Raw genomic sequence first — 12,753 nt, 5'->3', positions numbered from 1 at the left:
GCCGAGTCGTAAAGCTCAGAAAGCGGTTATTGAACAAAGAAATTTAAATCCTGTGCTTGACTCTTGCAGTTAAAAACAGGACATTTTAAATGGTTTATCGCATAGACATTTTAATTGGTGAATAACATTAAATGAGTAGCTATTCTGGCTTTTTAGATAGCTACTCTAAATAACTATTTTAAATTGATTAAATATTTAACTACTAAGCCTAAAGCAACCCCCAACAACGGTGGTACGGCATTTCCAACCTGTGTATATTGGGGAACCTCAAATTTCCTCATTTGACCGCCAGTTGTAACTTTAGATAAAAACTTAAAGTTATCTGGAAAAGACTGCACTCGAGCCATTTCTCGAACAGTTAGTGTTCTTAAATCATAGTAATGGCAAGCATCGTCAGGAATAGACAAAGCTGCTGGTGCTGGTTGGTTCGCAACTAAAGCCTTTTGAGTTTGTTTTTTCGTTTGATGTAACAGTAAATACGCTACCAGCTCACATTTACTCGAAAAATTAGTCGCTTGGCCATCTTCATTTAAAAAACTTAAGTTTTGTAATTCATCAAATGCATTATCAGAGAGTAAAGGAGTTAAGCCTTTAAGGATCTGTTGTACTTCTTTCTTGGTATTTAAAGAAACCAAATTTAAATTTTGGTATAATTTAAAACGCTTTTTGACATGAATACCATTCGCTCTAAGATCATAATTATTTAGGCCCTTATGCTTAGTCAGCAACGGATTGAACAGCCTATCTAGTTTTTTCACGTATTCAGATTTTGTTTGTTTATTTTCTATAGAAAGATCTTGGATAGCATCAGCTACCGAAAACTCTTTGCCTTTATAAGCAATTAAAGGTTCAAGAAAAGTTTCTTGAAAAAATGCTGTATCCTTATCAACATCAAAGTATTTTAAATGCCCGTACTCTAAATCAGTATCTAATTGAACCTTCTCAAAAAACTGATAGCTATGTTTTAAGATTTCTTGTTCTTTTGTATTTAATTTCTGGATTATTTCTGCATAAACATCTGCACGGATACCTAAAAGAATAAAACGGGGGCGATTCTGCGCAACTCCAGCATATTTAGCATTTACGTGTAAACACAATGGAACGTAATTGATCTTTGAAAATGCCTTAGCAACCTCATACCAGGCATAGAATTGTCCAGCATCGGTATTAAAAGCCCTTAAAATTCCAGAAACATTCTCTAAAAGCACAAATTTGGGATGAGTGAGTTCCACAAATTTTGCAAATTCCCAGGGCAAAGTATTTCTTTCGTTACCTAATTGTCTTAATCCAGCCATGCTAAAACTTTGACATGGCGGCCCACCAGAAACGAGATCTAAACCACCATCTAAATGTTCATCTTGTATTTGCTTCAATAATTCAGGCTGTTGTTGTAATAACTTATTGAGTTCTACAATGCTACCAACGAGTAATTTCTTATTGAGCTGGGTGTTCGGATCCAAGTCACTAAAACCACCATCCATAATAGGTGGGTAAGTTCTAGGATTTTCTCTAAGCCTTTTTGACATCTCATTTTTAGAAAAATTTGAGTTAATCCAAAGTGTATGTTCAGGATGCTGTGCATCTAAACTTTCATTAAAAAAATTATAAGCAAAGGTTTCGGCTGCCATTGGTGATAATTCATTAGCAATAACTAAGTTATGTCCTGAAGCTTCTAAGCCTAGGGATAATCCACCACAACCAGCAAACAACTCAATATAGTTCAAGCACAGTGCCTTAACGTCTAAAATATCGTGGCATTTTAAAGTACACTCAAGCCAAAGTCCAGGCATTTATACAATTTAAGATGAATCAGCGAACACCAATTGACCTAAGCACAGAACAAACAGAACTTTCATTAAAGAATAGAAAATATCTTGCTCAAAATGGTATTGATTATGGTTTGTTGTCCATTACTCAAACTGGCCTGAGTAAGTCTATTATGGATGCAGTCGGATCCTTACGAACATATCTAAAAGAAAACCAATACCATGATTATTCTGAACAAAAACAAGGAACAGACTATAAAGTATTAAAACCATGCCAATTGGTGATCTCTGATACAGATTCTCAGGATCAAAAGGTCAGCTTATATCGTCCTGAAACAAAATCAGGAGATCCTCGGATTTGGATCTATGGGTTAAAGAATGTAGCTAGCTCTGGTGATGAACTAGCACTCGTTATTGATAAAGGAGATTTATATGTGTTTAACATCTCACAATTAGATTTGACCCAGAACCAACTTTTAAATCAAATCATTCATGACTATGAAACAACAGCAATGGAGCTACTAGGCCTATTAGAAAATTTAAGTAAAAAAGGACGATTACCATCTGTGATGCAAGGTCGGCATGATACAGCCATAGGCCGAACAATTGAGTATGCTCTAGGCATTCCAATTAACTCATCACCTTTCCCTGACTATAAAGGGATCGAACTAAAAGCGGCTCGTCTAAATAAAGTTTCAAACCGTACAAATTTATTCGCTCAAGTCCCAGACTGGTCAATCAGTATGTTAAAAAGCAGCAAAGAAATTGTTGATAAATATGGTTATGAGCGTGGTGAAGATTTAAAACTTTATTGTACGATTAAAACACATACTTATAATTCTCAAGGTCTTGGTTTTGAAGTTGATTTTGAACAAGATCAACTTAATGAGCTACATATCAAAGATGGGCCAGTGGTAAGTTGGCTCGGCGACACACTAAGAACTAAATTATTAGAAAAACATCACGAGACTTTTTGGATCAAAGCTAACTCAGATATAGAAAATGGCGATGAATTTTTTACATTAAAGTCAATTACGCATACTAAGAACCCTGTTTCAAGCCAGTTTCTCGTTCTTATGGAACAAGGAATTATTACGATGGATCACTTAATCAAACGTAAAGATAAAACAGGTAAAACAAGTGAAAAAGGCCCTTTATTTAAGATTAAACCAGAACATTTAGGCCTCATTTTTCCAGAACCAAAGCTCTACAACCTATAGAGTAGATTAGGATTTAACATAAAATCTCTTATTCGAAATTCGATTGTTACAACCCAATTGTAAGCCCTATGCGTTTATGAAACATGGGGCTTAGCTTATTTTTTGGCACTCGTTAAAATCACCGAAGCTATCCACTTATAGAGTTCTTGAGGATCTGAATTTGTGGGAATACTGTTTTTTGAACGTTGCATATAAATCAATCTGAGCGGGCGATAATACTGTAACGATTTTTCCCCATATTTTCGTTTCATGCTGCGTTTTTCAGCATTGTACATTTGCCCAATTTGCTTACGTACCCCTCTAAATCCAGACAAGCTTTCAAATATTTTTAGATGTTTCTCAAAATAGGCTTTCTTTTCATCATCCGTTTTATCAGTTATTTGATGAAAGCGATTAATCAGCTGCTCACCCGCTTTCTGAATATTGCCGTATGTTTCTTTGGAAAGACGCCACGTCCAATCATATTTATTTTTGGTACGCCCCTCAATTTCATCGACAAGTGATTTACTTTGCGTTAAACGCACAAACTCATATCCGTCTATTTTGACTTCATTTTCATGAATATAACCAAAGTGCTCACAGCCATCGATCTGTTTACGCAACATCTCAGTCAACCGAGATGAACTAATGGACTCTGTACTCACTTTTTCACTGTCGATATTACAGAATAGATAAAATTTGATCGGCGCATAGGCTGTCCCTTGATGCAAAATATCAAAATCTTCTTCTTTAAACTGAGTAGGATCATCCTTGGCCATTTCGATCAGATGCTGCGTAAAAGGGTCATCATAAGAAAGAGGAAGATAGACCAATAAGTCAAAAGTAGGTTGCCCTTTTTTCTTCGCGTCAAAGCGTTGCTTTGGGGTCATTTTCAGTCGATAACGATCCGTCCATTTATCAATAAAATCTGTCAACTCTTCAGTCGTTGAAAACTCAAGACCATTTACTTGTGCCAATAACTGGCATTTAGAGCGCGTTGCACAGTCTTGGATTCTCTGCATCGCAATGGTTTTACTGTGTGTGTAATAGATCATTTTTAATAACAACTTTTTTTTCTAGTCTAAAGGATAACTTTTTCTAGTTTTATTTCAATCATTTTGTAATTTAACAAAGAAATATTATAAAAGTTATTATAAGTAATTATATTCTAGATTACGTAATTTAAGGCTCTTAATTTTTTATAAAAAATTAAGAGCTAAACATAATTGTAATTTGACAATTATGTAGTTCCTGAAATTCGACAAGATCACTGCAATCTGCTATCGTCTCTGTTAGATATTGCTGTTTTATTAGGTCTGCCAAGCCTTTGTTTTTTAGATATTTACTGTCTGATTCTCAAAGGTCTTCCAACCTTTTGAGAATCAGCACTAGCCAGTTCATCAAAATGCCAATTTGATGAATGACATCGGTGTAGCTGCGTGCGTGAGAAATCTAGCTGGCGCGGCTGCAACGAGGGCTAAAGGGTGTGACTCCCTTTTTCTACTCATTCCATTCGATCTTTTAGATCAGCGGAACAGCAGTTGGGCGACAAGGACACGGGAGCTTTGGTGACAAGGTCAACCCTGCCATTATTGAGAACGGAAGAAACGTCATGGATGAATGTTTCGCTAACACCGTCCACTAGGTGCTCGTGAGGGTGCAAGTGTGGCCGACAGGTGGGCTTTTGAGGTTGTGGTGACGCAACAGGGGTATGAGTCGAAAGATGGATTACTCGGTACTCAGACTGCAAATAGGTGAATTCGTCGTGGATGACGTTCCTCTTTGCCCAGCTGAGATCAATGGATAGCTTAAGCCTGTAATTGCGTGTCAGTCCGAAAGGATCAAACTCGCATTCGGTAGTGTAAGTGCTTTACCCGTGATGAGATTTGTAAACTGTATTAATGCCTCTAAAAACTCGGAACTACGAGAGGCGGAACATGGAACACAGAACAAATTGAGCGGATAAGCGATCTGCGCGTTAAAACAGTATTGGATAACTTGGGACGCACTCAAGACCATTTGAGCATGGCATCTTTGAAATGAAGTGCAGGCAACATGCAAGGTTGTGATTCGCGAGAGTCTTTATGAGTGTTGGAGATCAGATCAGTACAAGACGAGATGTAGGTTGAATCTTGTCGCAGTCATTTCGAGCAGCCTTTGATTCGTAAGAATGAAAGGAACAACTGTAAGCGGTGGTAATTGGGAAAGTCTGAGCCGATGGTAGCTAGTGTGAAATATCTAAAACAAAGTTTTGCTTGGGATTGGCTTCCCTACAGATTTGGTTATCTGAATGTAAAACTTTGAAAACAGTAAATCGAACAGTTTTGATGTCTGGCGACTAAAAAGCTGTTTAAGGCGTTGGCGCGGCAATGGTGATTCACATTAAAAAATCAAAGAGTAATAGCCAAAGCTATTCGAGTTCACTCTCTCGTTAAATTGAGTACAAGTCCTGAGTATGACGTTAAACTGCTTTCCTCTTTGCGCTCATTTGCGTTTTAAAGCCTTTTTATCAAAAAACACCCCTTAGTAGCCAAAAACAAGTAAACAACGCTAAAAACGCTAAATATGACGTTTCAAGATAGATATTAGCGAGTGTCTACGAGCGAAGTAATGAAAAGTCGCGCTTAGATCCTTTGAAAAACATTTTTTTAAAAATGAAAACTAACAAAAATAGAAAATCACATGCAGATCTTTAAGCCTAGATCGAGCGTAGCGAGCATAAAAAACTTATGAGCGTAGCGAATTCCGAGTTTCTTTTATTTTTAGAATTGATCACAAATATTTGTAAAAAAATTGCCCCTTCGAACTGAGCGAAAGCGAAGTTCAATAGAGTTTGAGCATAGCGAAAACCAAGGGCAATTTTTCAAAAGGCCTTTTTAGTTAATTTTAATAATTTTAAATTATTTTAGAATCGAAAAAATATATATTTTACATATACTTAAAACTGCATTTAAATAGGTTTATGCAGCATATTGAATAGGTTTATGCAGCATATTGAATAGGTTTATGCAGCATATTGAATAGGTTTATGCAGCAATTGAATAGCCTTTTAATAAAACTATTTAAAATAGGTTTTAATATATTGCTATTCAAATTAAATAAGGTTAAATTAAATCCAGATAAATTTTAAACGCTTTAAGGCTTTATGTCTTAAATTATAGAGGTTTTAAAGCTTATGCTTTAAAACAATTGGGCTAATCCATGCTTAGACTTTCAACTGCCTGTGGATACAAAAATGAAGAATAGTACTAATAAAGGTAATCACATGGGCGAGTTAGTAGTTAAATCTAATGATTTAATTAATGCATCTTATAATCTGGGAGTTATCGAACAAAGATTACTCCTACTCTGTATTATTGCTGCACGGAAAAAAGACAGAATATTGTCTCCTTCTGATGTCTTTTCTATACACGCATCTGAGTATATTGAACAATTTGATGTGGATCGCAGTGTAGCCTATCGAGCTTTAGCTGAAGGCATAAAAGGAATTTATGACTCTGAAATTAGATTAACATCTAGCAATTCCAGAAAAAAAATTAATATTAGATGGTGTTGGAAAGCTGAATATGATGAAGATCATGCAACTGTTGGCATTGCATTTACAGAAGATGTAATTCCTCTTATTTCTGCACTTGAACAACGTTTTACATCGTATGATATAGACCAGATAGCTAAATTAACAAGTAAGTATGCAATTAGGCTATACGAATTAGTTATAGCATGGCGTTCAACTAATAAAACACCTGTATTCGAATTAGAAGATTTCAGAAATAAGCTTGGATTAAGTGTTAGTGAATACAAAACAATGAGTAATTTTAATAGTAATGTTTTAAACATTGCTATTCAGCAAATTAATAAATTTACGGATATAAAAATTAAAGTAAATAAACATAAAAAAGGCGTACGAATTATTGGCTTCTCATTTGAGATAACACAAAGAAAACTTAGATATCAGAATAGTACTAAGGATACGTTTTACAAATTAACAGACTCACAAATCAATATGTTCGGTAATCAGTTATCTCGCTTACATGAAGTTTCCCATTTAGCGGTTGAAGGCGAAAGCTACGAAATATTAGCCTCAAAAATTAAAGATATGCTGAGGGATCCTACACAACAGAAGCAATTTTTACCTCACCTAATGAAATTGGGCTTCAAACCTTGAGTGTATTGAAGAATACACTTATTGTATTCTCCAATACGTATCGTAAATACACAGTAATACACTATGAAAACAAGTACAAAATACAGTGTTAGTGATGCTGCAACACTGTATAAAAAATCTAGAGCGACTCTTTATAAAGATATAAAAAACGGGGTATTAAGTCGTGATCACGATGGTTTTATAGACTTTTCAGAATTACTGCGCGTATATGGGGAACCGTTTAATGGAAAACAGTCAAAACATATTAATACGTCTAAAATACAAAATCTAGATACATCTGAATACACTGATAAAACAGTTGTCGAATTAAAAAATCAAATCGATTTTTTGAAAAAACAATTAGAAAAGGCAGAAGATCGGGAAAATAAAGCTAATGCCCGGATTGATACTCTTCTTACACTTATTGAAATGAAGCCATCTAAGGTAAATATTCAATCTGATCAATCAAATATTCCGGACAATTCTCCTCCTAGTAAAGACAATATTCAAATAAATCTCCCACCTGAGCAGCTTAAAGAGGACGGATTGACTACTCCAGAGAACAAACGCATCCCTGTTCCAGAGCATACAGAACTAGAACCTAAAAAGAGGGGCTTTCTGAGCCGTTTTTTCCTACCATATGGTTAGAACCGGATATAACCTGAAAACGAGGGATATAAGAATTAAATCACTTTGAGATGTGGATTTCTGTCACAGATAACTTATTTAACTGAGTCATTAGCCTTCTTTTTTTTGATTTTAATAGTTCCAAGGCTACGAACACGTTGAGAGAGTCCAGGAACACGTCCAGATAATCTTTTAATCACGACAGGTTCCTCATTCGGGGCCTTACGCATTACTGTATCGTTTTCGACATAAAGTACCGGCCCATTACTAGCTTTTGCAATAAAGGTTTCATGGAGTACCCGAGCTGCTTGTCTAGCAATATCACGTTCTTCTTCAATTTCATCTATTTCATCTATTTCATCTAGTAGATATTCATTTGACATATTGACCTCTATTAGCAAGACATTGAGTTAAATTATTTAATCTTAGGATCCCATAACATACCTTCTAACAATTTTTCAATTTTTGCTTTACGTTCTCTACTTCTTTCATGTTCTCGATTAAAGATGATCTCATCTTCTTTACTCAGTTTCTTTTTTCGATATTTTAAATTAGCAAGATTAACCAAATAGTGGATATCAACTTCATGACTCATAACCAATTACACCCAATTATAAAACCACAGTAATTTACCACCTTTAAAAATTAATGTAAATATATGATTTTAAATGAAATATTAAAATAATAATAGGATTATAAAATTCATTAATATTAAAAAAACGTTTAAAATTGGCAGCAATAGCCTGCATTATCTTTCATAGTGATTGTTTAATTCAAATGAACAAAACCGTGGAACATTGCTCAATAATTAAGCGTGGAACAAGAAAAAACATAAAAAAAGCCCGAACAGTGATGCTCGGGCTATAAACTTTGAAATAAGTATTTGAATTTCAAGGTTAATTATAACACGTTTCGTATAAGGTGTATTATGTTAATTTTAGACAATCTTAGGAATCAATTAATACTATGGCTAAAAATACTGGTAAAGAATATGAAGATTTTGTAGCTGAATTACAGCAAGCGATTTTAAGTTCAGAAACACTAGGTTCTCAAAAAAACATTGAAGTTATACCTAATAAACTTTTAAAAGATAAAAATGGTATTGAGCGTCAATTTGATATCTATTGGGAATTTGAACTAGCAGGTATTGTTTATAAAAATATAATTGAATGTAAAGACTATGCATCAAAAATATCAATAGATAGAGTCGACTCTTTAATAGGAAAATTGAACGATTTTAATAATATAACAGGAGTTTTTGCTACTAAAACTGGATACCAATCAGGAGCAGAATCAAAAGCACTAGCTAATGGAATAGATATATTAAGAGTACGAGAGCAAAATGATAGTGATTGGATTAGCCCTGAAGGAACACCACTAATTAAAGAAGCTATTATTAATATCACTATAGAACACCCTGCCAGAATAACATCAGTTAACTATTTGACAAATGATGCTGAAAATACAGGAAATCTTGGCACTTATTTAATGAATGAAATTTTCATAAAAAATTTAGAAACATCAGAAACTTATAGTTTACATGAGCTTGAGCAAACATTGAATAAAAGTCACTTCAATGAAAAAGGTGAATTTGAAGCAGGGCAGTTTGAAAAAAAAGAAACCTTTAATGGCGAAATCACACACCCAAAAGGAACAAATACCATTACTGGGTATCACATTAAGTACACTACAATCAAACCAAGTAAAGAAACAATGAACCTAGAATTTTATAAAACACTAAAAGGTGTAATTGAATATTTACACACCGGAAAAAAAGTAAAAGTCTTTGATGATGGAAGAATACATAAAGAATAATGCTCTTAAAGTATTGCCGAATACCAAATTTAGGCTGATGGAGCCACGCATAGATCGTCCACGACAGTAGGTAATTGAACTTCCCTACATAGGCTAAAATCCTCTATTTAACATAATGGCGGTTATACGCAATACACTTGTATATTAATATAGATATCAATTGCTTAATAGAACCAGAAAAATCTAAAAATGCCCAAAAAGCCGATTTTGAAACAAGTCGGCTTTTTTATGAGCAGTTTTGATAGTTCTTGCCAATAAATTTGTTTAAAAAGTAGTCGATTTTGCGATTTTTTAAATTTTATCAATGCTTGAATGCTTAAAATTATCCACATTTTTTGTGGATAAAATTTAGGCTATTTTGTACGCTTTGGCTCACATGAAACTCGGCCCTTTGCTGCTATGCGGCATACTGGAATTTTCTTATGATGGGTACATAGAGAACAGGATGTTCCAAATAACAAGAATAAGAAAGATCGCACCAGGAACGTGAGGTAAGACAGGAGTCATACCTAGCAACCCAATATGAAAAACCCCGGCAGGATGCCGGGGTTTTTTATTTCTAAGATTAACCCTTAATTTCTAAATTTCATTCTGAATGTTTGTACTATATGATTCATAGATAAGTTCGTTAATAGTCATGGCCTCGTTCTTCATTTTCTGCCTTCATTAGTCGTTAGCAAATTCAAATTGGATAAAGGTATTCTATGCTTGAAGAAGAAATTCCTATCCCACCTCATATTATTTTTCTAGGTTTAATTCAATTAGAGGGAGTAGGCTTTCAAACCCTTTATAACTATTTTAATGATGGCAAGTCCCTTTCCAGTCTTATGATGGTAGAAAATTTAAAGGATTTCACAAATCTTTTGGGACGCACAATAACTACTAATAATGAAAATTTTAGTCAGTTTTTAGCAGGAATAATTACAAAAGGAGAAAGATTTCTTCAAGAACTCAATAATCGAGGTATCAATTTTTTATTAAATAGTGACTACAATTTTCCTAATTTCCCTTCAAACATGAAAAAACCAATTTATTGGTTATTCGTCGAAGGACGATTAGAAAATTTACATATAAGTAATGCTTTGACCCTTATTGGTTCTCGGGAATCTACACCTATAGGATATTTTTTAGCACAAACACTATTATTTGGTATTAGTAATATAAAAGAGCCTATTGTAACAATTAGCGGCTTAGCTGCAGGTATAGATCAAATAGTTCACGAAACTTCACTATTATTAAATATCCCAACAATTGCCGTTTTAGGTAATGGTTTAGACGAAAATTATCCTGCTAATTCTCAACAATTAAGACAAGATATAATCAAATCTGGCGGTACAATCATTACAGAATATTTCCCACATATGAAACCTAGTAAGGAATCATTTGTTAGTAGAAATAGAATTCAAGCTGCTTTAGCAAGTGCTGTTATTCCTCTCCAATGGAAACAAAAGAGTGGAACTGCGCACACTATCCGTTTTGCATATGAAATGAAAAAGAAAATTTGTTTTGTAGAAACTACTTCATGTAAACGTTTTTTTACTGAACATGCTTTAGCAAACTCTAGTGCGCAGCGCGATTATGGAGGAGATATTTTTGTTTTACCTAATGCCATAAACAATTTAGTAGAAAGTCTAGGCTTAGAAATTGATTCAAAAATAGTATTTTCCGCTAAGACCACAGCTAATCTAAAAGAAAATGATTTATTTAAACAACTTAAACAGATTGGTTTAGATTTTTAAATATAAGGGTACTTTTAATGGCACAACTAAAAGCAGTTGTTTTTTCTCTTAGAAATGTATTCTTTAATGACCAAGACCGGCAGTTAAATGAAAATCAATTAAAAATCTTAATCAATTTAATTATTCACCTCGCTAAAAAAGGGGTGAGAGTTATCTTACATAGTAATGATCGTTGGTTTATTCGTAGTGACAATAAGTCTCTAGCATGCCATCTTTCCGAGGTAACAGGCCAAGAGATTAAGTATTACAACAAACCTGATCATCCTTCTATGCCTAGAAAGCCAAGAGCTGATGCAATTCCCTATATTTTAAAGCACGAAAACTTGCTACCCAATGAAATCATTTATGTAGGTTGTAATGCCAATGATTGGCAAGCATGTGTCAACGCTAAAATTCTATTTATAAAAGCTAACTGGATTAAAAGCGCTGCTGAAATTCCTTATGGCTTTAGCTTCGATGATATGGCTGCTTTGGCTCGATTTATAGATATTTGTTGTCTTCAAGCGAATGAACAGAACTTAATTAGCTATAAAAACGAATATATAGAGTTTTATACTCTATCTCCATTTTCAACTTATAAACCTGAATTTCAAGCTTATTCTACTTCAGCAAGAAGTACGGCTAAAAAGTTAACATATTCAGAAGAACCTGATTTTTGGTTAATGTTACTTATTGCTAAGATCTATTTTTCAGGGTTATATGCTGAAATAAACACTATTATTACTTTCCCAGGCCATCAGCCTGGTTTCGGTAATCCTATAATGGATGATGCATTAAATATCTTGACTAAATGTTTCAGGTCATCTTACTTACATGATGCTTTAATTCGTCATAAAGCCTCACTAAAATCACAAACTGCTAGAAACCAAGGTAATGGACATCTATTGGGTATTTACAATCATTTAAATACATTACGATTGAACCGTAATCCAATAAAGTTTGGTACTGAAACTCCATTAAAGGGTAATCCTTATAAGAATAAAACAATATTATTAATAGATGATATTGCCACCTCAGGATACTCATTTGATGCAGCATCTTTACTGCTTAAAATAGCTGGAGCAAAAAGAGTTATCTGTTTTTCTTGGCTAAAAACTATCAACACACCCTTGAATGTTTCTACTTCACCTTTACCAGCGACTTATCCTATTTATACACCCATAAGTAATTCTCATGAAGTTTTTATAGCGCCTAATCCATTACAAATTCCTTATCATTCAATTATTTCATCATCGAGTGACGGATATAGAATGTCCAAATTATTTGAAGATTTTATAAATTGGGATGAAAAAATATAGAACTTATATTTAACATAAAATCTCTTATAAGAAATTTAAATGTTACTCACCATTCAAAATGTCTATATTCTCACCAATAAAAATGTCTAGTTTATGATGGTTTAAACATCATGGACTGGATATGAAATATAGATGCTGATCACTATGTCTGACAAAGAAATTCAA

At 33.9% G+C, this 12,753-nt stretch carries 10 protein-coding genes; 6 read left to right on the top strand and 4 right to left on the bottom strand.

The annotated features are described in order from the left end of the window. Positions 1-173: 173 nt before the first annotated feature. Positions 174-1,724 (bottom strand): DNA cytosine methyltransferase, encoded by a 1,551-nt coding sequence (locus tag FTU90_RS14870; protein WP_180073037.1) that lies wholly within the window; start codon positions 1,722-1,724, stop codon positions 174-176. Between the two features lie 80 nt (positions 1,725-1,804). Between FTU90_RS14870 and FTU90_RS14865 the strand changes: the two genes are divergently transcribed. Further along, entirely contained in the window at positions 1,805-2,986 is a 1,182-nt protein-coding gene (locus FTU90_RS14865; RefSeq protein ID WP_180073035.1) for an MvaI/BcnI family restriction endonuclease, read from the top strand. A gap of 95 nt (positions 2,987-3,081) precedes the next feature. On the opposite strand, the gene FTU90_RS14860 is transcribed toward FTU90_RS14865, so the two are convergent. After that, positions 3,082-4,032 (bottom strand): hypothetical protein, encoded by a 951-nt coding sequence (locus FTU90_RS14860; protein ID WP_180073033.1) that lies wholly within the window; start codon positions 4,030-4,032, stop codon positions 3,082-3,084. Between the two features lie 2,168 nt (positions 4,033-6,200). Between FTU90_RS14860 and repM the strand changes: the two genes are divergently transcribed. Beyond that, complete coding sequence (repM, locus tag FTU90_RS14855) at positions 6,201-7,130, top strand: replication initiation protein RepM (RefSeq protein ID WP_257222452.1); 930 nt, start codon at positions 6,201-6,203, stop codon at positions 7,128-7,130. Positions 7,131-7,193: 63 nt separating this feature from the next. Beyond that, positions 7,194-7,757 (top strand): plasmid replication DNA-binding protein, encoded by a 564-nt coding sequence (locus tag FTU90_RS14850; RefSeq protein ID WP_180073032.1) that lies wholly within the window; start codon positions 7,194-7,196, stop codon positions 7,755-7,757. 74 nt (positions 7,758-7,831) lie between these two features. On the opposite strand, the gene FTU90_RS14845 is transcribed toward FTU90_RS14850, so the two are convergent. Both FTU90_RS14845 and FTU90_RS14840 read right to left on the bottom strand, forming a co-directional pair. Continuing rightward, complete coding sequence (locus FTU90_RS14845; RefSeq protein ID WP_180073030.1) at positions 7,832-8,119, bottom strand: hypothetical protein; 288 nt, start codon at positions 8,117-8,119, stop codon at positions 7,832-7,834. 32 nt (positions 8,120-8,151) lie between these two features. Further along, on the bottom strand, positions 8,152-8,331 hold the full coding sequence (locus FTU90_RS14840; protein ID WP_180073028.1) for a hypothetical protein: 180 nt from the start codon (positions 8,329-8,331) through the stop codon (positions 8,152-8,154). A 371-nt stretch (positions 8,332-8,702) separates the two neighbouring features. Between FTU90_RS14840 and FTU90_RS14835 the strand changes: the two genes are divergently transcribed. The 3 genes from FTU90_RS14835 to FTU90_RS14825 all read left to right on the top strand — a co-directional run bounded on the left by FTU90_RS14835 (position 8,703) and on the right by FTU90_RS14825 (position 12,588). Further along, the gene (locus FTU90_RS14835; RefSeq protein WP_180073026.1) at positions 8,703-9,551 is read left to right on the top strand and encodes a restriction endonuclease; all 849 of its coding nucleotides are present in this window, start codon (positions 8,703-8,705) and stop codon (positions 9,549-9,551) included. Between the two features lie 704 nt (positions 9,552-10,255). Then, the gene (locus FTU90_RS14830) at positions 10,256-11,290 is read left to right on the top strand and encodes a DNA-processing protein DprA (RefSeq protein ID WP_180073024.1); all 1,035 of its coding nucleotides are present in this window, start codon (positions 10,256-10,258) and stop codon (positions 11,288-11,290) included. Positions 11,291-11,307: 17 nt separating this feature from the next. After that, on the top strand, positions 11,308-12,588 hold the full coding sequence (locus FTU90_RS14825) for a hypothetical protein (RefSeq protein WP_180073022.1): 1,281 nt from the start codon (positions 11,308-11,310) through the stop codon (positions 12,586-12,588). Positions 12,589-12,753: the final 165 nt, after the last annotated feature.

Source organism: Acinetobacter sp. YH12200 (assembly GCF_013418175.1).
Lineage (GTDB): Bacteria > Pseudomonadota > Gammaproteobacteria > Pseudomonadales > Moraxellaceae > Acinetobacter > Acinetobacter pseudolwoffii.
The sequence above is the reverse complement of the archived record's forward strand: the minus strand, read 5'-3'. Positions and strand labels throughout refer to the sequence as shown.